Source organism: Tepiditoga spiralis (genome assembly GCF_014701195.1).
Classification (GTDB): Bacteria; Thermotogota; Thermotogae; order Petrotogales; family Petrotogaceae; genus Tepiditoga; species Tepiditoga spiralis.
In genome coordinates, this window is sequence record NZ_AP018712.1 from 680662 (window position 1) to 705757 (window position 25096).

The following is a 25096-nucleotide window of genomic DNA, read 5'->3' on the forward strand; positions in this document are numbered from 1 at the left end:
TTTATTCAATTATTTTTAATTTTAAATTCTTCAATTGTTTTTCATCCACTCTTGACGGAGCTTCTGTCATTGGACTTGATCCTGTTGCTGTTTTAGGAAATGCTATAACTTCTTTTATTGAATCCTCTTCACAAATAACAGCAACAAGTCTATCTAAACCTAATGCAGCTCCAGCATGAGGCGGTGCTCCATACTTAAATGCTTCTAAAAGAAATCCGAATTTTTCTTGTATTTCTTTTTCCTCTAAACCTATCATCTCAAAAATTCTTTTTTGTATATCTTTTCTGTATATTCTTTCACCACCACTTGCCATTTCGTATCCATTAATAACTAAATCATAACATTCTGCTTTTATCTTTAATGGATCATCTTTATACATTTCTAAATCTTTTAAATTAGGCATAGTAAATGGGTGATGTTCTGCTGTAATTCTGTTTTCTTCTTCATCCCAAGCAAACATAGGAAAATCAACTATCCATAAAATATCAAATCCAGATTTCTTTTCCATTTCTTCCTTTATTACTTTTACTCTTAACTGACCAAGTAATTTATTAACTTCTTTTCTATCTCCAGTAAGAAGTAGCATAACATCTCCATTATCAATTATACCATGATTTAGTATATCTTGTATTTCTTTTTCTGCTATTTTCTTTATTGAAGATCTTACTTTATCACCATCATTTGCAATCCATATCAATCCAGTTGCACCAAGTTGTTTTGCTGATTCGGTAAAGTAATCAAATTTTTTTCTTGAATATTCTTTTGCTTTTTTAGGAATAACAAATCCTTTTATAACTCCATTATTATCTATTTTTTCTTTTATAAATGATGCTTGCGTATTTTCAAAATATTCATTAAGTTCTATTAATTCCATTCCATATCTTGTATCTGGTTTATCACTTCCATATTTTTCTAAAGCTTCATCATAACTCATTTGTCTAAATGGAGTCTCTATTTCCAAACCTACTGCTTCTTTAAATATAGCTTTTACGAGACCTTCACCATACTCAAATATATCTTCTTTTTTTACAAAAGATGCTTCAAAATCTATTTGTGTAAATTCTGGTTGTCTATCAGCTCTAAAGTCTTCATCTCTAAAACACCTTGCTATTTGAAAGTACTTATCGAAACCTGATACCATTAATAATTGTTTAAATATTTGTGGTGATTGAGGTAATGCATAAAAATTACCTGGTTTTATTCTTGAAGGAACTAAAAAATCTCTTGCTCCTTCAGGAGTTGATTTTGTTAAAAATGGTGTTTCTACTTCTAAAAAACCATTTTCTGATAAATATTTTCTTGATGCTTGCATTATTTTATGTCTCATTATTAAATTTTTTTGCATCTTTTCTTTTCTTAAATCTAAATATCTATACTTTAATCTTAAATTTTCAGATATATCCTCATCTTTATTTACATAAATTGGTGGAGTTTCTGATTCTGAAAATATCTCTATATCAGTAGCCAATATCTCTATATCACCAGTTTTCATATTTTTATTTATAGCATCATCCGGTCTTTTCTTTACAATTCCTTTTATTCCAACAGTATACTCATTTCCCAAAGTTAAAGATTTTTCATACAACTCTTTGTTTTCATTTGGATCAAAGAATATTTGAGTTTTACCATATCTATCACGTAAAAGTATAAATTTTATTCCTCCAAGATCTCTTATTCTATCTACCCATCCATTTAATACTACCTCTTGCCCCTCATATTGAGCATTCAACTCTCCACAATTATGAGTCTTTTTAAGCAAAACAAACACCTCCATACAATAATCAATATTATTGTGCCATCAAATTATTATCACATTATTACTATTTTACCATCTTTTATGATAAAATAGTAGTAGCTTTTAAAAATTCTCAGGAGGTGTAACCGTGAAGCGAATACTTATGTCCGTTTTAATTATCATTTTTACCTTTAGTTTAGCTTTTTCTGTAAACTTTAAAGACGTCCCAGTAAATCATTGGGCTTATGATGCAGTTCAAAGAATTGCAAGTATAGGAATATTAGAAGGATATCCAGATGGTACTTTTAAAGGATTAGAACAAGTCAATAGATATCAATTAACTCTAACTGTTTCAAGAACTATTGATTATATTGAGCAAAACTTAATATCTACTTTAGCAGAAAAAATATCTGAATTAGACAAAAAATTATCTTCAAACTCAGGTTCATCTGATGATGTTAAATTATTAAACTCTAAAATTTCATCTTTAGATGAAAAAACAACATCTTTAGAAAAAAATATTAGCGATTTAAAAAATTCTTATGAATTACTTGGATATACCGTATCAAAATTAGATAATTTACAAAAAAAAGTAGATGCTTTAAGTGTTCCTAAAGATACTTCAACTGAAGTTACTGAATTAAAAAAAGACATTGAAAAATTGAACTCTCAATTTTCAGATTTGTCAGCTGTTATTTCAAATTATGAAAATATGGGAACAGATTTAAATGCTTTAAACGCAAATGTTTCTACAAATAAAAAAGATATATCAGATGTAAAAACTTTAATATCTGCTTTAAATGCTAAAGTTGACTTAAAAGCTGATGAAAATAAAATAAAATTGTTAGATTCTAAAATTTCAAAAATTGAATCTGTTTCATCTCAAAATTCTTCAAACTTATCCACTGTTTTATCTTTAACATCAAAAAATAAAAATGAAATAGATGCTTTAGCTGATTCTGTAAAACAATTAAATTCAAAAAAATCTGATTCAAATGGTATTGATTTCATGGATATTTTATTATCTGTTTTAATTTCAGCTGGAGTATCAATAGCTGTTGTTGCCTTTATGAAATAATAAAAAGTGCGAATTTTAATTCGCACTTTTTATTATTTTTATTATTTTTTCATAAATTTCATGTGGAGTCAAATGCTTATCTTTTTCATAAGTTTCCACTTTATAAAATGTATCATCTTCTTTTACTAACATTAAGTACTCATTTATAACATTCTTTTGCAACTCAAAATCTTTTTCGTGTATATCCTCACTTCCATTTAAATAATTTCTATCTTCTCCACTTCTTTTAGAATTTAATCTTTTTATTAAAATATTTTCTGGAACATCCAAATAAATTGTTAAATTTGGTTTAGGTAAATTATAATACTCAAACTCCATTTCTAACAACCATTTTTTTAATTCTTCTTTTTTATTTTTATCTTTAATTTTTGCACATTGAAAAGCTATATTAGAATAAACATATCTATCTAATAAAATGGTATAACCATTTTTTATCCAATTTAATATTTGATCTTTATATTCATTTCTATTCATTGCATAAAGTATTGAAACAAAGTAAGGATTGACCTCTTTTACTCCACCAAACTCTCCACGTAAAAATTTTGATATTGTTTTTCCACTAAAAGAATCTTCCATAACAGGAAAATGTATAAACTTATATTTAATTTCATTTTTTTTAAAGTAATTAATTAATAACTCTATTTGAGTTGATTTTCCAGCACCATCTGCACCTTCTATTACTATTATCCCCATAAATTCACCTCTTTTATATAGTACATTCATTATACTATAATTGTATTAAATATGATAAAATTTATTTTTAATAATAAAAAACAAATTTTTTATTTTGACTTTTACATAATAAATAAATATAGTATAATAAAATTGAAAGATAAATTATTAGTTTTTATTTAATTTAAATAAACTACATTAAACAATAAGGAGATTAAAAATGAAAAGATTGCTATTAACCTTTATTTTAATTTTATATTCATTAATTTCTTTTACATCAAAGGAATTTAATAATGCAATTTATTTTTTTAATAAAGCTGACAAATTTGAATCATTAGAAGAAACTCTTGCATTCCATCAAAAAACTATTTCTGAATTATCTAAAATTCTTTCTTCTAAAACAACAAAGATGTCTACCAATTTAGAAAATGGAAAAATAACCTTTTATGGATATAAAGCATGGGAGTATGCTAAATATTATCCAAAGTTAATTAAAAATATTTTAAAAATAAAAGAAATTAAAAATAATAAATTTATTAAAAATTTATATCTTTTAGAATCAAACTTAATAATAAATAAGTATAAAAACTTTCCACTTTCTAAAAAGATTTTAAATAATTCTTTTTCCATAAATAATGAAAATTTTTTAAATATAACGCTTCCAGCTACCTCATATTTTAATGAAAATTTTTTAAATATTTCTTTAAAATACTTAAAAGATATTGAAAACAATGAAATAAGGGACTCTATTTATGAATTTATTTCTATTTATTTATTGCAAAAGAAGCAGTATGAAGAATCTTTAAAATTTTCAAAAAAAATAAAACGTGAAATATCAAGATACTATGTTTATCAAAAAATAGCTATCGAATATTTAAATATTGACATAAATAAAACTTTGGAAATTGTTAACTTAATTGATATAGATTTTATAAAAGATCTTACTTTAGAAAAAATTATTGATATACTATTAAATAATAACAATGTTGATAAAGCTTTAGAATTTTTAAATTTTATAGAAGATGAATCTGATAAATCATTGGCTTTAAATCATATTGGAATCTTTTATTTAAAACAAAATAATGAAAATTACAAATATTATCTTTCTAAAGCTTATTGGAAAACAAAGCTAATAAAAAATGACTATGAAAGAGATAAAGCTTTTAAAAATATAGCCTTGGATTTTTTAAACAATGATTTATTTGTAAATAGTCTTGATATAGCTTATGAAATAAAAAATAATTATATAAAATACTTACTCTTTAAAGAAATTTCTATTTATATGTTTAATAAAGAAAAAATTAATATAGGAAACACATTTATGAATATTTCTTTAAACTCCGCAAACTCTATAGAAAATCAAAATTCAAGAGATTTTGCTTTAGAGGATTTATGTTTAACAGAAATAAAATTAAATAACATTGAAGATGCTATTAAAATATTAAATACTATAAAAGAAGAAAAATACAAAGATCTAGTCTTATCAAATTTAGCAATTTTTTATGCAAATACTGACTTAAGAAAAACCTACAATTTTATAAATAAAATAAATGATATAAAAGTAAAAGCTATAACTATGGGAAATGTTTCTGTAAAAATTAAAGACATAGCGCCAACACTCTCTAATAAATATTTAAAAAAATCATTATACATATTAAAAGTAAATGAAAATAATTATTTAAAAGAATCATTAATTCTAAATTTATTTGATTTAAAAAAATATGAAAATTTAGAACTTATCTTAAAATCTATTCATGAAGAAAAAATAAAAAATGCTGTTATAATCGAACTTGCTAAAAAAATATTGAATACTCATACTTTCATTGAAATAAAAAACACTACAATTATGAATTATATAAAAACATGTATTTTTTTCGAATATTCTTTAAAAAATACCTTAACTATTGAAGATATAAATTTTATATTAAATTACATTTAAAAAAATAAAAGAACATATAAATGTTCTTTTATTTTTTAGGAAGCGTAAATATAAATTTAGATCCTCTGTTAGTATTTTCAGCTCTTATACTTCCACCATGCATCTTTACTAAATACTTTACTATTGCAAGTCCTAAACCAAGACCCGTATTTGTATTTTTTAATTGTTTAAATTCATTAAAAATATCATTTATTTCTTTTTCTGGAATACCTATTCCTGTATCTTCTACATTTATTTCATAATATTTTTCTTTATCAATACTTTCTATCATCACATAACCACTTTGAGTAAACTTTATAGCATTTCCAATTAAGTTATTTATTATTTGATAAACTCTTATTTCATCACCATAAACTAAACAATCTTTATCTACAGAATTTATTATCTCAATATTCTTTTTCAAATTCAATTTATGAGTATCTATTATTCTTTCAACAAGATAATGTAATTTTATATTTTGTTTATTTAAAGTTATTTTATCTCTTTTAATTCTTGAAAATATCATTGTCTCATTTACTAAAGTATTCATTTGTTTTCCACTCAAATATATTGTTTTTATTATATTTTTTTGTTTTTCATTTAATTCACCAAAAGTTTCATCTAAAAGCATCTTTGTAAACCCTAAAACTCCATTTAAAGGTGTTTTTAATTCATGAGACATCTTTGCAATAAAATTTAATTTTATTGCATTTGCATCTTTTAATTGTATATTCTTCTCCTTTAATTCTTTACTGTATTGCTTTATCATTTTCTTTTCTTTTTCACGTGAATTAAATATTATCTTTATAACTAAAATTATAAAAACAAACAATCCCCATTGCATCAATGGTCTCTTCCAAAAAACAAACATTCTTCTTTCACCTAATATTTCATAAAAAGAACTACCAATAACTGATAAAATTCCTATAGTGTAAAATCTTGCTTCCTTGTTCCCATAAAAAATTTCTTTAAAAGAAATAAAAATAATAACAAAAACTTCTATAAAAAAAAGAATATAAAATAAAGATCTTGTAGAAAAAAGTATGTTTACTGTACTTTTTATAAAAATTTTATTTATAAAATCTAAAAAACCTATTATACAAACGTACATAAGATTAATATTCCACATACTTCTTGAAAGTTTCTTATAATGTTTTTCAAATGTCGCCTCATAAAACATAAACATTCCAATTGGTAACGTTATAATTGCATATTCAAAAAATTCTGCCCATATATTTGGAGGTAAAAAGTTCATATAAGCTATTGAAGGATGTTCAAAATTCCATATACCACTGGACAACATTAATATAGCTAAAGATATTATTGATTTTCTTTCCTTCTTTTTAAAAGATATTGAAAAAAATAATATTAAAAAACCTAAAACAGTAAAAAAAACACCTAAAAATAAAAAATCTATATTTTTTATTTTTTCTTTTTTATATAAATTAATTGTATCATCAATTTCTATTTCTCCAATAAATCCTATATCTTTTTTATCAGAATACATTCTAATATATAAATATTTATTTCTATACTCTTGTTTTAATGGTATTAAATCAGCTGGATATCCATAATATTTATTTTTATTTAATGTATTTAAATTTATCATTCTATACAAAAGTTTGTTATTACAATAAATTTCCAAGTACCCCACTATTGAGGAAAAGAAAAATGATTTTCCTTCAAGATTTTCATCCGGTAACTTATATCTAAGCCACAAAAAATTATCTTTTTTATCTTCTATTGTATTCCCTTCGTATTTAAATTTTTTCCAATTATCATTAGAATTCATATAAGAAAATTCACCATTAATATATGGCGAATCTCCCCATTTCATATCAAAATATTTTATATTTATCTGTTTTGAAATCGTTAAAATATTCAATATTATTAATGATAAAACAAATAAAAATTTTTTCATTTATCTATCCTCATTATTATAATTTTTATACTTATATAAAAGAACTTATATTTAAATTTTACACTAATTTTTATAAAAAATCAAATATTTTATAAAATAAAATACAATGGAGAAATATTATAAAAATACTTCTCCATTGTATTTATTCATTGCTTCATCAACTTTATTATCAACTAACATTTCTATTATATTAGAAACTGGATCTAAAATTTTATTCATAACCGATAATTCATCATTTTTAAACTGAGATAAAACATAATCAGATAGTTTCATATACTCTGGTTTTTTATCAACACCAACTCTTATTCTTAAAAATTCTTGAGTTCCAAGTGAAGCAATTATTGATTTAACTCCATTATGACCCCCAGCTGATCCTGTTTTTCTTATCCTTATCTTTCCAAAATCAAGTGAAACATCATCATAAATCAGTACTATATCTGTATTATTTATACGCCCATACTTTCTTGAAAGTTCAATAAAAACTTGACCACTTAAATTCATAAAAGTCGTCGGCTTTACAAGAAGATATTTTGAACTTTCATATCCTTCAAATGTTCTTCCAGAAACTTCTCTAAAATCAATAAATTTTTTATTGATTTCATAAAATCTATCTATTGATAAAAAGCCCACGTTATGTCTTGTAAAGACATAACGTGGTCCTGGATTTCCCAATCCAATAATTATTTTTTTCATTTATTAAGCTTCTTCCTCTGCTTCCTCTGATACTTCTTCTTCAATTACTTTAGGTACTACTGAAACAATTAAATCTTCTGGATCTAAGATAATTTTTGTTTCTTCTGGAAGAAGTTTAGCTATATCTGCTGCTGTAATATGATCATGAACATTTAAGTTTGTAATATCAACATCTATTGTTTCAACTATATCTTTTGGCAAGATTTCAACTGGAAGTTCATGATAACTTACTTCAAGTCTTCCACCTCTTGATAAACCAATACATTCTCCAACAAAGTTTAGAGGTATGTGAAGATGCATTTTATGACCTTTTACTGGTACATAAAAATCAATATGGATAACTTTATCTGAAACCTTATGTCTTTGAAGTGTTTTTACAAAAGCTTCAACTTCATTTCCTGATTCATCTTTTAAAGTAACCAATGTTGTTTCTTTTACTGTACTTACAATACTTTCAAAATTTCTTGAATTTACACCAATATGTCTGTTATTTTCTATACCAGGTCCATAAACTTCTGCTGGTATAATACCTTCACTTCTCAATACATTTGCTTTTTTCTTTAAATCTCTTTCGACTACTTCAAGAACTCTTGTTCTAGCCATCGTCTTCAACTCCTTTTATTTTATATTTGTTCTAATGAACTTATTATCTAAAAAGTATACTTACTGATAAATTTTTTCTTATTCTTACAACTGCTTCACCAAACATCGGTGCAACAGATAAAACTTCAAATTTTTCTGGCAACTCCTTATGATATATCGTGTCTGTAACGATAACTTTGTCTAATTTTGAATTTTGTAACTTTTCTTTTGCTGTTTTAGAAAAAATTCCATGAGTGGCACAAGCGGTTACAGTTTTTGCACCGTTTTTTATCAATGCTTCTGTTGCTCCAACAATTGATCCACCAGTATCTATTATATCATCAAATAAAATACATCTTTTCCCTTCAACTTCTCCTATAACATGCATTATTTCAGCAACATTGTCTTTTGGTCTTCTTTTATCTAAAATTGCTAACGGAACACCTAATTTTTCAGCAAACTTTCTAGCTCTTTTTACACCACCAACATCTGGAGATACTACTATATAATCAGATAAATCTTCGTTTTCCTTAAAATAATTTGCAAAAACAGGAAAACTCCATAAATTATCAACAGGTATATCAAAAAAACCTTGTATTTGTTCGGCATGAAGGTCTATTGTTGCAACTCTATTGGCTCCTGCAACTGTTAAAAGATTAGCAACTAATTTTGCCGTAATCGGATCTCTACCTTTTGCTTTTCTATCTTGTCTTGCATAACCATAGTATGGAATTATTATTGTTATAGAACCAGCAGATGCCCTTTTTAATGCATCTATCATTACCAATAATTCCATTAAGTTATCATTTACGGGATCAGAAACAGATTGTATAACATAAACATCATAACCTCTAACTGTTTCATTTATTTTTACATTAACTTCTCCATCAGCAAAATGAGAAACTTGACAATCACCCAATCTTGTACCAATATATTCAACTATCTTTTGTGCAAGGGGTAAATTTGAATTACCCGTAAAGACTTTCATTTCAGAGTTACCAACAATAGCCATGTTTTTTACTCTCCCTTCATCTTTTTGAGAACCCAATCCTTTTTTACAATTTGTCTTGCTCTTCCAAAAGCAAGAGAATTATCTGGAACATCTTCAGTTATAACAGAACCAGCTGCCGTTATAACATTTTCTCCTATTTTAACTGGCGCAACTAAAGATGCATTACTTCCAATAAAAGCATTTTTTCCTATACTTGTTTTAAATTTATTTTTACCATCATAATTACAAGTTATTGTTCCTGCACCTATATTTGTTTTTTCCCCAATATGAGCATCTCCAAGATACGTTAAATGTCCTGCCTTTACACCTTCTTCAAGTGTACTCTTTTTTATTTCTACAAAATTACCTATTTTAACCTTACTTTTTAAAACGGCTCCTGTTCTCAAACGAGTAAATGGACCAACTGAAACATCATTATATATTTCTGCTCCTTCACATTCAGATCTTAAAACTTTTACATTATTCATTATAGTACAATCTTTTACCCTTGTCATAGGTCCTATTTCACATTCATTTCCAATTATTGTTTTCCCATATATATAAGTTTGTGGATGAATTATTGTATCTTGACCTATTTTAACTCCATAATCAATATATGTAGAAGATGGATCTATTATCGTTACTCCTGATTTCATTAAATTTTTCAAATGTCTTTTCCTTGCTTCATTTTCTATTATTGAAAGCTGAACTCTATCATTTATTCCCGATACTTCAAATTCATCATTAGTTTCAAATATTCCAACTTTATTAAAGTATAAAAATGTATCTGTTAAATAATACTCACCTTGTGCATTATTTGTATTTATTTTTTTCAAAGCTTCTCTCAATTTTTCTGTTTTATATATTGCTATTCCTGTATTTATTTCATTTATAATTAACTCTTTTTCATTTGCATCTTTATGTTCAACTATTTTTTTAAATTTATTATTTTCTCTTATAACTCTTCCATATCCAAAGGGATTTTTTAATTTTATAGTTAGTAAAGTTGCATCATTATCTTCATTTTTATGTTTACTCAATAAATTATTTAAAGTTTTATTACTAATTAAAGGAACATCTCCATAAAGAATTAATGTGTTATCTCCTTCCAAAAATTCTTCTGCTGCCATAACAGCATGACCAGTTCCTTTCATACCAATTTGTTCAAATATTTTTATATTATTTGGTACAATCTCTTTAACCATTTCAATTCCATGTCCAAGAACAACTCCAACATCTTCTGAAACTTCATTTGCTCTATCAATTACCCAATTCAACATAGGTATTCCCATAACTTTGTGCATAACCTTTGGATACTTCGATTTCATTCTTGTACCCTTTCCTGCAGCCAATATTAAAGTTTTCAAATTACACCCCCACAATCATTTTAACATTATTACCTTTAATAGTTGTTAAATTTATTTATCATTACTTGTTAAATTATCTTTAATCATTTTTTAGATAGTTTAGCCAATCCAATTTTTATTATTTCTTCAACAGGCATATTTGAAACATCATTATTTTTTAAAAATCTCATTATTTTGAATCTTTCATATCCAAGAGCTTCTAAGGCTTCTATTGCATCTGACAAATCATTTTTTATTTCAATTCCTTCAAACTTTCCTTTCAACTCTGAAGCTATTCTTTCTGCTGTTTTTTTACCAATACCTGGTAATTTTGATAATCCGCTTATATCTCCACTTCCTATCATTGCACTTATTGCTTCTGCATCAGTTGATCTTACAATCCTTGCTGCAGTTTTAGGACCTATTTTAGATACCTTTTTTAAACTTTCAAAAACATTCCTTTCATCTATATCTTTAAAAACATAAAGAGCCATATTCCATTCACTCATTTCAAAAGAAGCTTCAAAATTGTATTCTTGTTCAGTTTCAAGATCTTTTAAAATCCTAAAAGAAGGAAAGGCCTCTAATGTAAAAGGCCCTACTTCTATACTTATATTTTCTTCTCCTATACTTACAATTTTTCCTCTAATCTTTTTTAACATACTATATGTCCTCTTATTTCACCAATAAGATATAAAGATCCTGTAACAAAATAATAATCAGCATCTTTTTTTAATAACTTTTCATAAGCCTCAATTGGATCTTTTACAAATCTAACATTTGAATTATATTTTTTTATAGATTCATAAACCAATTCTGGATTTTCACTTCTTGTACTCGTAACTGTAGTAACTATTATTTCACTAAAAAGAGGACCTATTCTTTTTACCATTTCTTCAAAATCTTTATCATCTAAAATTCCAATAAGTGCAACTTTTTTTGCAAATGGCATATACATATTTATTGTTTTTTCAAACATCTCAATTCCTGCCATATTGTGTGCACCTTCAAGTATTATTTTTTTATTATTTTTTTCTATTAATTCAAAGCGACCTTCCCATATAAAATTTTTTACTGCTTTCCTTAATTTTTCTTCATTAATATTTATTTTATTTTTTTCTGCAAAAGCATATGTAGCAGCAAGTGCCACCGATATATTATGAGGTTGATAAGCTCCATTACATCTAAATATTAATTCATTTAAACTCTTATCTTCATATTTAAAATCCATGGAATTCCAATTTAAACTATATCTCGTATTTTTAAAGTTAAAATGTTTTCCCAAAACTTTTACAGCTTTAGCTCCAACAATCTCAGCCTTTCTTATTATTACATCACGAGGACTTTCAGAAATGTCTCCAATTACCAACATAGAATTATTCTTTATTATCCCAGCTTTTTCATGAGCTATTTCTTCAAGACTTTCTCCCAATATTTTGGTATGATCTTTTGCTATAGTTGTTATAACTGCAACATCAGATTCAACTACATTTGTTGAATCTAACCTTCCACCAAGGCCTACTTCTACTATTGCTATATCCACTTTTTCATTTTTAAAGTATTGAAATGCCATTGCTGTAATTATTTCAAAAAACGAAGGAGACATTTCATTATTTCCAGATTCTATTCTTTCAATGTATGGTTCTATTTCTTTATATAATTGAACAAAATCTTCATTACTTATATTTTTTCCATTTATTCTTATTCTTTCATTTATATCAACTAAATGAGGAGAAATAAAGGTGCCCACCTTATATCCTTGCTCTTTTAAAATGGTAGAAAGTGCTTTTGTAACACTTCCTTTTCCATTCGTTCCAGCAACATGTATTACCTTATAGGAATTTTGTGGATTATCTAAAATCTCACAAAATTTTTTTATTCTCTCAAGACCTAGTTTTATTTTAGTACTCCCTGCTTTTTTACCATATAAAAATTCAACTAATTCTTTAAACTCTTTCATTTTAATTCTCCATAAAGTTTTTCAACCTTTTCTAACTGTACTTTTGCATCATTTAATTTTTCTTTTGTTTCTTCAACAACATCTGCTGATGCTTTTTCAACAAAATTTTTATTTGAAAGTTTCTTTTCGAATTTTTGAACCTCTTTATTTAATTTACCTATTTTCTTTTCAAGTCTTGCACTTTCAGCTTCAATATCTATTAAATCACCAACAACAACATAAACTTCCATATCATCATCTACATAAGCAGTTGCTGTTCCATTTGGTTTATCTGAAACTTTTTCTATATTTGAAACAAACCCAAGTTTTTTTATCATTGAATCCGATTTTTTCATAAAATTATCATTTGTAGCTTTGAACTTAACTTCAACTTTTTTTATTATTGCTATATTCATTTCAGTTTTTACATTTCTTATTCCTCTTACAACTTGCATTATTTTTTCAAAATTACTTTCTTCTATCTCATAAGACTTTTCAAATATAGGCCATGATGAAGTTATTATCATTTCACTACTGTGTTCTATAGGTAAACTCTGCCACAACTCTTCTGTTATGTATGGCATAAATGGATGCAACAACTTCAAAGCATTATCTAAAACTTTAACAAGGACATTTTGTGCAACTCTCTTAGAATTATCATCTTTTAATCTATCTTTTACTGATTCTATGTACCAGTCACAAAATTCATTCCAGAAAAATTCATACATAGTTTTAGCCCCTATGTTGAAATTATACTCTTCAATAGCTTTTGACACTTCTTTTACAGCCTTTGAAAGTTTTGTAAAAATCCATTTATCTTCAATTGCAAGCATTTCATCTTTTAATTCAATTTCTTCAAAATCATTCATATTCAAAAGAACAAATCTTGTTGCATTCCATATTTTATTTGCAAACTTTGAGTAAGGTTCAAATGCTTTAATATCTAACTTAATATCTTTTCCTTGTGCTGCAAGTATAGAAAGAGTAAATCTCATAGGATCTGTTCCATACTTTTCAATAACTTCAAGTGGATCTAATCCATTTCCCAATGACTTTGACATTTTTCTTCCTTGTTTATCTCTAACAAGTGGAGTTATGTACACATCAGAAAAAGGTTTATCATTCATAAACTTTTCTCCCATGATTATCATTCTTGCAACCCAGAAAAATATTATGTCAAAACCAGTAACAAGTGTACTCGTTGGATAAAATTTTTCTAAATCTTTTGTATTTTCTGGCCAACCCAATGTTGAAAATGGCCAAAGTGCTGAACTAAACCATGTATCTAAAACATCTTCATCTTGTTTTAAATTGGTACTTCCACATTTTTCACATTTATGAACTTCATTTTCAGAAACATTAATATGTCCACAGTCTTCACAGTACCAAACTGGTATTCTATGACCCCACCATAATTGTCTTGAAATACACCAATCTCTTATTTCACTCATCCAATTCAAATAAACTTTCTTCCATCTTGGTGGATGAAACTTTATTTCTTCTTTTTCAACAGCTTCAATAGCTTTTTTTGCTAAAGGTTCCATTTTTACAAACCATTGATCCATTAAAAATGGTTCAACAGTAGTATGGCACCTATAACAATGCCCAACAGCATGTTTGTGATCTTCAATTTTTTCAAGTAAATTCAATTCTTCTAAGTCTTTAACTATTTCTTTTCTTGCTTCATATCTATCCATACCAGCATATTTACCACAATCTTCTGTCATCTTTGCACTTTCATCCATTACTTGTATTCTTTCAAGATTATGTCTTAATCCAACTTGATAATCATTAGGATCGTGAGCTGGAGTTATCTTTACCATACCAGTACCAAACTTAGGATCAACATATGGATCAGAAATTATAGGTATTTTTTTATTTACAAGAGGTAAAATTAAATTTTTACCAACTATATCTTTATATCTTTCATCAGATGGATGAACAGCAACGGCAACATCTCCAAGCATTGTTTCTGGTCTTGTGGTTGCTATTATTACATATTCATCAGAATTTTCAAAATAATATTTTATATGATAAAACTTACCATTTTCATCTTCATGTTCAACTTCATCATCAGCAAGAACAGTTCCACAACTTGGACACCAATTTACTATATACTTCCCCTTATAAATTAATCCTTCATTGTATAACTCTACAAAAACCTTTCTAACTGCTTTGTTTAATCCTTCATCCAATGTAAACCTTTCTCTTGACCAATCAACTGAAGCTCCCATAGCTTTAATTTGACCTCTTATATGGTCTTTATATTCATTTGCCCAATCCCAAACTCTGTCAACAAATTCTTCTCTTCCATACTCTTCTCTTCTTTTACCTTCTGATTCCCTTAAAAATTTTTCAACAACATGCTGTGTTGCAATTCCTGCATGATCTTCACCAGGAAGCCACAAAGTAGAAAGACCTTTCATTCTATTATATCTTGTTAAAACATCTTGAAGAGTCATATTTAAAGCATGTCCAACATGTAATTTTCCAGTTATATTTGGTGGAGGAATAACTATACTAAATGTATCATTTCCTTCTTTTGGTTTAAACGTTTCTTTTTCATTCCATGTCGAATACCACTTTTTCTCTAATTCGTGTGGTGTATATCTATTTCCTATATCCATGATTTTTCCCCCTTATTTATTTGTTTTTTATACTGTTATTATACTTTAAAATCCTCTTTCTGTCAAAAAAATCATTGAAGAAAGAAAAGATATATGTTGCCATAGATAATCCTATTACTATTCCAAACGCAGCAACAAATGTTGCATAAGCAAAATTAATAGCTTGATTATAATCTTTTTCAATAAATTTTTGAATTGAAAAAAAAGCTGGTGCTCCAGGCACAAGAGGTATTACAGCTGGAATCATAAATATTTTAGAATTAACTAAAAAAAGATTTGAGAATAAAATTGAAACAAAACCAGCAATAAATGCTGATAAAACAAAAGCAACCTCAATACTAAAATAAGCATTTGATACTTCATAAACACTCCAGCCTATCATTCCAGATAATGCTGATAAAGGTACATACTTTGCTGGCGTTTTAAACAATATTGAAAATGCACCAGTTGCAAAATATGAAAATATTATTCTAATAATCATACAATCATCTCCAAATAATAGATGAACTAATAGCTCCCATAACAAGTGCCCCAAGTATAAACATTGATTCTAAAAGTTTAGAACCACCAGAAACTAAATTTCTTTCTCCTATTTCCAATATACCATTAGTTAAAAGAAGGCCAGGAACAAAAACCATTAATGCTCCAGCAAGTGATGGAAATAAATTAATATTAAAAAAAATACTTTGAATTGATATAAATGTATGTAATAAAAAACCAGCCATAAAATCTTTAAAAATTCTATTTTTTATTTTAAAAATAATTATAAAAGAACTCACTCCAGAAATACCAGATACAATCGAATCAATAAAATTTCCTTTAAATAAAATACAAAATGAAAAAGATACAATAAAAACTGATATAATTAATAATGGAATTGAAGTTTTAGTATGTTCATTTATATTTTTTATTTTAATAATATCCTTTTTTACCTTATATAATGGTCTTTTTTCATTTATTATTCTCCTAATCAACTGTTCCCATAATTCTAATTTTGAAAAATTTATATCAATATCATTAACTCTTTCTATTCTTGATATTGTTTCTCCTTTTGGAGCTATGAGAGTAATATGAATAACCGTTCCCATTGCAGCAACTTGAACATCTAAACCATAAGTTTTAGCTATTTTAAATAAACTATCTTCAATTTCTGTAGAACTTTCACCATAATAATAAAGAGACTTGGCTATTTCCATAAAAATATCTGAAATTCTTTGTATATGCACAATAAAACCTCCATTTCGAGTAAAGGAGCAACTAAGATGAAAAAAACATTTTCTAATAAAATTATAAAAATTATAAATATCAACTTTATTATATATTCTATTTCATTAATTTTATCAGCTTATCTTGTTTCATATTACATAATAAATGTTTACATTATGAATAACTTAGACACAATTTTCAATACTAAAAAATATTTTATGAAAAATATACAAGAAACAATAAATTCAGAATTTTTAATGTATAAAAAATATGGAATAAAAAATTTTAAATTAATAGATTCCATTTATGGTAATGGAAAATTTGAATTTCATAATAAAACAATTAATTTTATTCCACATAAAGGAATTATAAAAGATAAAGATGACCAATATATTTATTTTTCATATAATTACAATACTAAATATTTAATAGGTATAAACTTAAATAAAATAGTTAAATACTTGAATATAAAAAATAAAGCTAATGATTTTATTGTAATTTTAAAAACATCCGAAGGATTTGTTTTACCTCAAAATATTATTTTTAACTCTTTAATAAATAAAAATTTAAATGAAGATACTATAGTTTTAAAAACTAAAACAGAAAGATACAATGTTAAATTAGGAAAAGAATATGGAATAGATTTTTTTGTATTAATAAACTCAAAAATAATAGATACATATACAACATATATAGCAATAGCAGCTTTTACATTTCTCTTAATAATTATTATAATTAACAAAACCAACAGTATATTTGTTCAAAGATCTATAGAAAAACCAATAAACACATTAATAACGGGTATAAAGAATATAAAAACTAAAAAAAGTTCTGAAATTATTTATGAAGAAGATGATGAATTTAAAATTTTAAGTAATGAATTTAATGCTTTATACAAACAACTAAGAGTAACTATCTTAGATTTAAAACAATCAGAAGAAAATGCAAAAAAAGCTTCTGAATTTAAAAGCAATGTTTTAAAAACACTATCTCATGAAATAAAAACTCCACTTCATTCAATATTAGGTTTTACAGAATATTTAAAACTAAAATTAAATGATGAAAAAGATATAGAAATTTTAAATACAGTAAGAAAGAGTTCTTCTGATTTATTAAAAAAATTCGAAAAACTCTTTGAACGATCTAAAATAGAAACAGAACCAGAAAATATAAAACTTAATTTAGAAAATTTTAATTTAAAAACGACCATATTAAAGATAGCTTCAATATACGAATCTGAATGTTCTAAAAAAAACATAAAGTTCAATTTATCATTTAAATTAGAAAATTTAAATACACAATTTTTGGACAAAATAAAAATAGAAAAAGTTTTAATTGAACTATTAGATAACGCTTTAAAATTTACTGAAAAAGGAGAAATAAACTTTACTATAGAAAATGATGAAAAAAACTTATACTTTTCAATAGAAGATACAGGAAAAGGAATAAAAGCAGATGAAATAGATATAATATTTGAAGATTTTTTTCAATCAGAACACTTTCTTACAAGAACTACCGAAGGAATGGGCATGGGACTTAGTATTTCTAATTTTTATATAAAAGTTATGGATGGAAAAATAAAATTCAAATCAAAAAAAATAGGAACAATAGTAAATCTTGAAATTCCAACAGAATTAACTTTAAAAAAGATAAAAAATTTATCTATTGAAAAAGACTTTAAAAATCTTTCCATTTCAAAGAAAAAACTTGAAAATATACAATTAAATTTAGAAAAAGATATAAGAGAAATAATAAATACTACAAATTTAAAATTATTTAAAGAAAAACTAAATACCTTATATACTTATACAAAATCAAACAACTTAAACACATTGAGCAATATTTTATTTGATTTGAAAAATAAAAGTATGGGTTTTTCAAAAGAATATTTAGAAGAATTACACAACTTATTTTTGTACAAGATTTTTTAATAAAAAATTTACAAACAAGTTACTTGAATTTTTTTGAAAGTAGTGTTATAATCTTTACCGTAAGAACGAGATGTTCCGGCTTAGCTCAGCGGTAGAGCGGATGGCTGTTAACCATTAGGTCGGGGGTTCGAATCCCTCAGCCGGAGCCATTAAAGGTATGCAATATGCATACCTTTTTTATTTATTATAAATATTTTTTAATAAAAACAAAGATGGTATTTATACCATCTTTGTTTTATACTGGATAAATTGAACTTTCTTCATCTTCATATTCTTTAGCTATATTTAAATCTACACCTAAACTTTTTTCATATTTATCTTTTAAAAATTTCTTTCCTACTTCGCCAAACAAAACATAAGTGAGCAAATCTTCGTCTGTTTGAGCTAAAAGTCCCATTTCACTTCTTGCCTTTTTAAGTACAGGTTCTAAATCATCGGCTGGTCTATGATCTATTGGTTTTTCATTTCCTAAAGCTTTTTTAAATATTTCTTCATCTACGGGAGCTGGTGATCTTCCATACATTCCTTTAAGATAATTCTTAACTTCGTTAGTTATCATTTTATATCTTTCCCCAGTTAAAACATTTAATGTTGCTTGAACACCAACAATTTGACTCGTTGGAGTTACTAATGGCGGATAGCCAAGTTCTTTTCTAACAGCTGGAACTTCTTTTAAAACTTCATCGAGTCTATCTTCTGCTTTTTGAGCCTTTAATTGAGAAACTAAGTTTGAAAGCATTCCACCTGGTATTTGAGAATCAAGAATTTGTGCATTTATAGAGGTCATTTTCATATCATTTTCTTCATGATTTTTTCTAACCTTCCAAAAATACTCTGTAAGTTCAAGAATCTTTTCATTATTTAATCCTAATTTTAAAGCTTGATTAAATGGTTCAACAGCTGGTTGTGAAGTTCCATTTGCAAAAGGGCTCAATGCTAAATTTAATCCATCAATACCAGCTTCTGATGCAGCATAACAAGACAAAGAACCAAGTCCCGTTGTATTATGTGTATGTAATTCTATTGGAATATCAAATTTTTCTTTTAATTTTTTTACTAATTCAACGGCAACATGAGGCTCAAGAAGTCCTGCCATATCTTTTATTGCTATTGAATCAACTCCACATTTAACAAGTTTTTCTGCATATTTTAAATAAAAATCCACATTGTGAACTGGACTAACAGTATATGAAATAGCACCTTGTGCATGCATCTTATACTTTTTTGTATACTCAATTGCTTTTTCTAAGTTTCTTATATCATTTAAAGCATCAAAAATTCTAACTATATCAACTCCATAATCAGCCATTTTTTTTATAAAAAGTTCAAGAACTTCATCAGGGTAATGTCTATATCCTAATATATTTTGTCCTCTTAAAAGCATTTGTATTTTAGTGTTTTTTAACTTTTTTCTTATTGTTTTTAATCTTTCCCATGGGTCTTCATTTAAATATCTTATACAAGAATCATAAGTTGCTCCACCCCATACTTCCATTGAATGATATCCAACTTGATCAAAAATTTCCAACTTATCTTCAAACTCTTTTGTCTTCATCCTTGTTGCTATAAGTGACTGTTGTCCATCCCTCAAAGTTGTATCAACAACATATGGCATAACTACACCTCCTAATTTCATTTCAGTATAATTATAACATCTATTAAATTATTAACAATGTTGTTCTTTTTACTGTTATATTAAATGTGATACAATTGTAATTGAATTACATATATAATTCGAGGTGAAATCAATGAAATCATTTTTAAAAATATTTTTCTCTTTAATATTAGGATTAATTACTGGAGTAGTTTTATTTTTTGTTATTGCTTCTTTATAAAATAAAAAACGAAGTCTATTATTAAGACTCCGTTTTTTTATTAATTTTATTCTTCTTCTAATTGTGCATTTACTTTTATTCCTTCTTCTGCTTGTAAATCCTCTAGTTTTGTACTCTTTCCAAAGAATTTTAATGTTGCCCAAATACCAATAACACCTAAAATAAATGAAATCCAAACTGGTAAACCAAGTCCAATAGGTATTGTTCCAACTACTATTGTTAAACCAGCAATAAATAATGCATAAGGAATTTGTGTTTTAACATGATCCATATGATCTGCTGATGATGCCATAGATGACATTATTGTTGTATCTGATATTGGAGAACAATGATCTCCAAATATAGATCCAGTTAATACTGAACCCAATGTTGCATAAACAATAGGAGTTAATGCTCCACCAGAATAATGAGTTGCAAGAGGAATTGCAAGAGGCATCATAATAGCCATTGTTCCCCATGATGTGCCTGTTGAAAATGCAACTATACTTGACATTATATAAACTAAAGTAGGTAATAACCACCCTGGTAATGAACCTGATACAACCTTTACTAAGTAAGGAGCTGTTCCCAATGTTTCAGTAACAGAACCTATTGACCAAGCAAGAGTTAAAATTATAGCTGTAATCATTAATGATTTTGCACCTTCAACCCAAGCTTCAAATGCTTCATGTAAGGTTAAGATTTTTTGACTTATCCCCATAACCATTGCAACTATACCGGCAAGAATAGCAGCCCAAATTAAAGAAACTGAAGCATCTGCATCACCAAATGCATCTCTTATACCAATTAATGTAAATGGTTTTTCAAGACCTCCACCTGAATACCATAATCCTATAAAAGCAAATACAACTAATGTTATTATAGGAACTAAAGCATTTGACATTCTTAAAGGAATATCTTTTTTTTCATTTCCTTTTTCAAAATCTGCAGAAGATAATGGTGTAGCTCCATCAGAAAGCAATTTTCCAGTTAATCTTGCTCTCTTTTCAGCTTTATACATTGGTCCAAAGTCTCTTAGCATAAATCCAACTAAGAATACCATTACAATTGCAAAAATTGAATATAATCTATATGGAATTGTATTTATAAATACAGAATAAGCATTTATATCTGTCAAATTTGCCGCTTTAAAAGAATCTCCTATTAAACCAAGTTCATAACCTATCCATGTTGAAATAAGAGCCATTCCAGCAACAGGTGCTGCAGTTGAATCTACAATATAAGATAATTTTTCCCTTGATACTTTCATCTTATCTGCTAAAGGTCTCATAGTTGGTCCAACAATGAGTGTATTTGCATAATCATCAAAGAAAATAACTATTCCCATTAACCATGTTACATTTTGAGCACTTCTTGCTGTTTTTGCTTTTTTTGCTAAAGCATTAGCAATAGCTCTTGTTCCACCCATTTTAGAAATTATTGCTACCATACCACCAATTGCAACTGTAAAAATTAATATACCTGCATGCCATTCATCACCCAAAGCCTTTACTGGATAAGATATGGTATTAGTATAACTTTCTACAATCTTTAAGAAAAATCCTGATGATGAAGTTGCAAAGGTTGAAATTAATGCACCAGAAAAAACTCCCAAAGCCAACGATAAAATAACTTCTTTTGTTAAAAAGGCTAAAGCAATTGCAACTATAGGCGGTATTAAAGATAGAGCGCCATAATCAAACTTTTGTGAATCTCCTCCGGCAGCAAAAATAGAAACCGAAAGCATTAAAAAAATCATAGTAAAAACTGTGATAATAAGGTTTCTTTTACTTTTTTTCATACTTTCCCCCCTCTATGTGATGTATATATTATTACTTTTATATTATTAACCTTCAGAAACAAAACGTAATATTATATTTACCATTATACCATAAAATTTAAAAAAAAAAAATTTTATTATTTGAAATAATCATATCTAATATAAATTAATCTTATTAAACAATTATAGAAACAATAATTCTAAGAAAAAAATTTAATTTATTATTATTTAGAACTTACTTGCATTCAATAAAAAATTATGATAAACTTAAAAAGCCCACTCTTCACGGTGTTTATTACTACTATTATTATTAATAAATTGGAGGTGATTATATTTAAAGGATTATCTATTTCCAAAAAAGTATTTTTAAAAGATAAAACTTATTTGTTGAATCATATAATTAACAATTTTGGAAGTTTTATCTTTGGATACATTTATGTTAGTATTTGGAAATCATTAACAAAATCATCGGAAATGACAACTTATGTTATGGTAAATCAATCAGCTCTTTGGCTAACAATGTTTTTACCTTATGGTTGTTATATTCCACAAAAAATGCGTGAAGGTACTATTGCATTTGAACTATTAAAACCTTATGGAATAATGTACGGTAGTTTTTTTGAAGTATTTGGGCACACAATTTATAATTTCCTTTTTAGATCAATTCCCATATACACATTCAGTATATTACTCTTACATGCTGAACTACCCTCTTCAAATAGAATCATTCCTTATTTTATAACTCTCTTTAATGCTTTTCTCGTTGCATTTTTTCTCAATTATTTTATAGGACTTTGGAGTATGAAGTTTATAAGTTATACAGGAGCACAAGGACTTTATTACTTTTTCATGAATATTTTTGGAGGTTATTTTTTACCAGCTGAATATTTCCCTGGAATTTTAAAACAAATAGTTCCATTTTTGCCTTTTGCTTGTACCAGTTATATTCCAGGAAGTGTTTATTTAGGAAAAATATCTTTTAGTTTTGCATTTTTTATACAATCTTTTTGGATAATAACACTTGGAATAACGGCATACATTCTCACTGAAAAATTGAGTAAGAATTTAAAAATACAGGGAGGTTGATATGAATTTATTTAAAAGTATGTTAAAGGCAAGCATAAAATCACAGCTTGAATACAGATTTAATTTTATTGTAGATTCAACAATAAGTGGAATTGTTATTTTTAGTGATTTTTTAATGTTAGCAATAGTATTGATGAATTTCAAAGAAATTGCTGGTTGGAATATATATGAAGTTGCAGTTCTTTATTCTATAGTTGAAGCAGGATGGGGAATTTTTAGATTGTTTGGAGAAGGAATAAATAAATTTGAAGAATTAATAATAAGTGGAAAATTTGATACTTTATTGACTCGTCCAATTTCGCCAATAAAACAGTTGTTTCTTCAAAAATTTGAATTAAAACGTATAGGTGTTTTTTTACAAGCAATTTTAGTTGGAAGTTGGGGTCTTTCGAACTTGAATATTACTTCTATTTACATGTATCCAATTCTCATATTTTTTTCTATAGTAATAACTTTTGAAATAAATTTGATTCTTGCTGCAATAGCTTTTTGGACTATAAAAAACAGTGATATTATAATTCTTGCATTTTATTCAACACGAACAGCTTCATCTTACCCTATTAATATATATGGATCTATTTTAAGAAGCATTTTAACTTTCTTTATACCGATTGCTACAGTTGGATACTATCCAGTTTCTTATTTACTTGGAAAAACAAAAAATAGTTTTGCTTTATTTTCTCCAGTTTTAGGTACTTTGTTTTTAATACCAGTCACGTATTTCATATGGAAAATGGGTTTAAAAAAATATACCAGTACTGGAAGTTGAGGAGGAATAAATGGAATATATAACAGTAGAAAACTTAAAAAAAAGCTATACAATTTATAAAAGAAAAAAATTTAAAAGAGAAAAAAAAGAAATACTGGCTCTCAATGGAATAAATTTAAAAATAAAAAAAGGTGAATTTTTAGGATACATTGGTCCAAACGGAGCTGGAAAATCAACTACAATAAAGATCTTAACTGGAATTATGGAACCGGATTCAGGAAATGTAAAAATTGATAATTTTTGTCCTTGGAAAGACAGAAAAAAGTATGTTAAAAATATAGGCGTTGTTTTTGGTCAAAAAACACAGATGTGGTGGGATTTACCAGTAATAGAAACATACAACTTATTAAAAGATATATTCAAAGTAAAAGACTTTAAAAATAACTTAGAATACTTAATAGAAAAATTAAACTTAAGCGAAATACTATATCATCCAGTTAGACAGTTGAGTTTAGGGCAAAGAATGAGAGCAGAAGTAGGAGCTTGTATGATTCATGATCCTGATATACTCTTTTTAGATGAACCTACAATAGGCTTAGATATTATTTCAAAAGAAAACGTAAATAACTTTTTAAAAGAGTTAAATGAAAAAGGCAAAACTATTTTTTTAACAACACATGATTTGAAGGATATAGAAACTCTTTGTAATGAAGTTTTAGTATTAAACAAAGGTAATATTGTTTATAAAGGAGATGTAAACAATTTAAAAAACATAACTGACATGCCCACCACAATGAAAATATTTTTAAAATCACCACCAAAAGACTTTAAATTGATAAAAGAATTGAATGGTGAATATCTAAAAGAAAAAAAAGAAATAACTTTAAATATAAAATCAGATGGCGTTGCAAAAATAGCTGAAAAAATATTTAAAAATTATGAAGTAGAAGATTTTAAAGTAACTGAACCCGGAATTGAAGAAATAATAAAAGAAATATATAAATAATCAAAAAATATATTAAAATTAAATTTATATTAATTAAAATTAATTATTCAAAATGTATAATT

At 26.2% G+C, this 25096-nt stretch carries 20 protein-coding genes and 1 tRNA gene; 7 read left to right on the forward strand and 14 right to left on the reverse strand.

Annotated elements, in window-relative coordinates; translation table 11 throughout:
• Position 1 precedes the first annotated feature (1 nt).
• Positions 2-1774: an aspartate--tRNA ligase gene (gene aspS / locus IGS63_RS03075; RefSeq protein ID WP_190615563.1), complete on the reverse strand. Its 1773-nt coding sequence runs from the start codon at positions 1772-1774 to the stop codon at positions 2-4.
• 109 nt (positions 1775-1883) lie between these two features.
• Here aspS and IGS63_RS03080 point away from each other — a divergent pair, with 109 nt between their 5' ends.
• Entirely contained in the window at positions 1884-2813 is a 930-nt protein-coding gene (locus tag IGS63_RS03080) for an S-layer homology domain-containing protein (protein WP_190615564.1), read from the forward strand.
• Positions 2814-2828: 15 nt separating this feature from the next.
• Here the strand turns inward: IGS63_RS03080 and tmk are convergent, their stop codons facing one another.
• Entirely contained in the window at positions 2829-3506 is a 678-nt protein-coding gene (gene tmk, locus IGS63_RS03085) for a dTMP kinase (protein ID WP_190615565.1), read from the reverse strand.
• A 199-nt stretch (positions 3507-3705) separates the two neighbouring features.
• Here tmk and IGS63_RS03090 point away from each other — a divergent pair, with 199 nt between their 5' ends.
• Positions 3706-5424 (forward strand): transcriptional regulator, encoded by a 1719-nt coding sequence (locus IGS63_RS03090; protein WP_190615566.1) that lies wholly within the window; start codon positions 3706-3708, stop codon positions 5422-5424.
• A gap of 28 nt (positions 5425-5452) precedes the next feature.
• On the opposite strand, the gene IGS63_RS03095 is transcribed toward IGS63_RS03090, so the two are convergent.
• The 10 genes from IGS63_RS03095 to IGS63_RS03140 form a co-directional block, all read right to left on the reverse strand.
• Complete coding sequence (locus IGS63_RS03095) at positions 5453-7324, reverse strand: sensor histidine kinase (protein ID WP_190615567.1); 1872 nt, start codon at positions 7322-7324, stop codon at positions 5453-5455.
• Between the two features lie 117 nt (positions 7325-7441).
• Positions 7442-8017, reverse strand: a complete 576-nt coding sequence (gene pth / locus IGS63_RS03100) for an aminoacyl-tRNA hydrolase (protein WP_190615568.1) — start codon at positions 8015-8017, stop codon at positions 7442-7444.
• Between the two features lie 3 nt (positions 8018-8020).
• Entirely contained in the window at positions 8021-8620 is a 600-nt protein-coding gene (locus IGS63_RS03105) for a 50S ribosomal protein L25 (RefSeq protein ID WP_190615569.1), read from the reverse strand.
• 43 nt (positions 8621-8663) lie between these two features.
• Entirely contained in the window at positions 8664-9611 is a 948-nt protein-coding gene (locus IGS63_RS03110; RefSeq protein WP_198423073.1) for a ribose-phosphate pyrophosphokinase, read from the reverse strand.
• A 5-nt stretch (positions 9612-9616) separates the two neighbouring features.
• Positions 9617-10957, reverse strand: a complete 1341-nt coding sequence (glmU, locus tag IGS63_RS03115; protein ID WP_190615570.1) for a bifunctional UDP-N-acetylglucosamine diphosphorylase/glucosamine-1-phosphate N-acetyltransferase GlmU — start codon at positions 10955-10957, stop codon at positions 9617-9619.
• 83 nt (positions 10958-11040) lie between these two features.
• Positions 11041-11598 (reverse strand): Holliday junction branch migration protein RuvA, encoded by a 558-nt coding sequence (gene ruvA, locus IGS63_RS03120; protein WP_190615571.1) that lies wholly within the window; start codon positions 11596-11598, stop codon positions 11041-11043.
• On the reverse strand, positions 11592-12896 hold the full coding sequence (locus tag IGS63_RS03125) for a bifunctional folylpolyglutamate synthase/dihydrofolate synthase (RefSeq protein WP_190615572.1): 1305 nt from the start codon (positions 12894-12896) through the stop codon (positions 11592-11594). Before IGS63_RS03125 ends, ruvA begins: the two co-directional genes overlap by 7 nt.
• Positions 12893-15505 (reverse strand): valine--tRNA ligase, encoded by a 2613-nt coding sequence (locus IGS63_RS03130; protein WP_190616091.1) that lies wholly within the window; start codon positions 15503-15505, stop codon positions 12893-12895. The genes IGS63_RS03125 and IGS63_RS03130 overlap by 4 nt, the downstream gene beginning before the upstream one ends.
• 13 nt (positions 15506-15518) lie before the next feature.
• On the reverse strand, positions 15519-15983 hold the full coding sequence (locus IGS63_RS03135; RefSeq protein ID WP_190615573.1) for a threonine/serine exporter family protein: 465 nt from the start codon (positions 15981-15983) through the stop codon (positions 15519-15521).
• Between the two features lie 4 nt (positions 15984-15987).
• Entirely contained in the window at positions 15988-16728 is a 741-nt protein-coding gene (locus IGS63_RS03140) for a threonine/serine exporter family protein (protein ID WP_190615574.1), read from the reverse strand.
• A gap of 36 nt (positions 16729-16764) precedes the next feature.
• Between IGS63_RS03140 and IGS63_RS03145 the strand changes: the two genes are divergently transcribed.
• Positions 16765-18639, forward strand: coding sequence for a sensor histidine kinase (locus tag IGS63_RS03145; protein WP_190615575.1), 1875 nt, complete (start codon positions 16765-16767; stop codon positions 18637-18639).
• Positions 18640-18713: 74 nt separating this feature from the next.
• Positions 18714-18788, forward strand: a tRNA-Asn gene (locus tag IGS63_RS03150).
• A gap of 86 nt (positions 18789-18874) precedes the next feature.
• Here the strand turns inward: IGS63_RS03150 and IGS63_RS03155 are convergent.
• Positions 18875-20254, reverse strand: a complete 1380-nt coding sequence (locus IGS63_RS03155) for a pyruvate carboxylase subunit B (RefSeq protein WP_190615576.1) — start codon at positions 20252-20254, stop codon at positions 18875-18877.
• Between the two features lie 266 nt (positions 20255-20520).
• On the reverse strand, positions 20521-22254 hold the full coding sequence (locus IGS63_RS03160; protein WP_190615577.1) for a Na+/H+ antiporter NhaC family protein: 1734 nt from the start codon (positions 22252-22254) through the stop codon (positions 20521-20523).
• Between the two features lie 303 nt (positions 22255-22557).
• Here IGS63_RS03160 and IGS63_RS03165 point away from each other — a divergent pair, with 303 nt between their 5' ends.
• Genes IGS63_RS03165 through IGS63_RS03175 form a run of 3 tightly spaced genes read left to right on the forward strand, consistent with a single transcriptional unit; the run spans position 22558 to position 25034 of the window.
• A complete protein-coding gene (locus IGS63_RS03165) occupies positions 22558-23319 on the forward strand; it encodes an ABC transporter permease (protein ID WP_190615578.1) in 762 nt (253 codons plus the stop codon).
• Position 23320: 1 nt separating this feature from the next.
• A complete protein-coding gene (locus IGS63_RS03170) occupies positions 23321-24088 on the forward strand; it encodes an ABC transporter permease (RefSeq protein ID WP_190615579.1) in 768 nt (255 codons plus the stop codon).
• A gap of 10 nt (positions 24089-24098) precedes the next feature.
• A complete protein-coding gene (locus IGS63_RS03175) occupies positions 24099-25034 on the forward strand; it encodes an ABC transporter ATP-binding protein (RefSeq protein ID WP_190615580.1) in 936 nt (311 codons plus the stop codon).
• Positions 25035-25096: the final 62 nt, after the last annotated feature.

Coding starts and splice junctions, on each gene's coding strand:
- aspS (WP_190615563.1), bottom strand. CDS start 1,774: ATGGAGGTGTTTGTTTTGCTTAAAAAGACTCATAATTGTGGAGAGTTG.
- tmk (WP_190615565.1), bottom strand. CDS start 3,506: ATGGGGATAATAGTAATAGAAGGTGCAGATGGTGCTGGAAAATCAACT.
- IGS63_RS03090 (WP_190615566.1), top strand. CDS start 3,706: ATGAAAAGATTGCTATTAACCTTTATTTTAATTTTATATTCATTAATT.
- IGS63_RS03095 (WP_190615567.1), bottom strand. CDS start 7,324: ATGAAAAAATTTTTATTTGTTTTATCATTAATAATATTGAATATTTTA.
- pth (WP_190615568.1), bottom strand. CDS start 8,017: ATGAAAAAAATAATTATTGGATTGGGAAATCCAGGACCACGTTATGTC.
- IGS63_RS03105 (WP_190615569.1), bottom strand. CDS start 8,620: ATGGCTAGAACAAGAGTTCTTGAAGTAGTCGAAAGAGATTTAAAGAAA.
- IGS63_RS03110 (WP_198423073.1), bottom strand. CDS start 9,611: ATGGCTATTGTTGGTAACTCTGAAATGAAAGTCTTTACGGGTAATTCA.
- ruvA (WP_190615571.1), bottom strand. CDS start 11,598: ATGTTAAAAAAGATTAGAGGAAAAATTGTAAGTATAGGAGAAGAAAAT.
- IGS63_RS03125 (WP_190615572.1), bottom strand. CDS start 12,896: ATGAAAGAGTTTAAAGAATTAGTTGAATTTTTATATGGTAAAAAAGCA.
- IGS63_RS03135 (WP_190615573.1), bottom strand. CDS start 15,983: ATGATTATTAGAATAATATTTTCATATTTTGCAACTGGTGCATTTTCA.
- IGS63_RS03145 (WP_190615575.1), top strand. CDS start 16,765: ATGAAAAAAACATTTTCTAATAAAATTATAAAAATTATAAATATCAAC.
- IGS63_RS03155 (WP_190615576.1), bottom strand. CDS start 20,254: ATGCCATATGTTGTTGATACAACTTTGAGGGATGGACAACAGTCACTT.
- IGS63_RS03160 (WP_190615577.1), bottom strand. CDS start 22,254: ATGAAAAAAAGTAAAAGAAACCTTATTATCACAGTTTTTACTATGATT.
- IGS63_RS03170 (WP_190615579.1), top strand. CDS start 23,321: ATGAATTTATTTAAAAGTATGTTAAAGGCAAGCATAAAATCACAGCTT.
- IGS63_RS03175 (WP_190615580.1), top strand. CDS start 24,099: ATGGAATATATAACAGTAGAAAACTTAAAAAAAAGCTATACAATTTAT.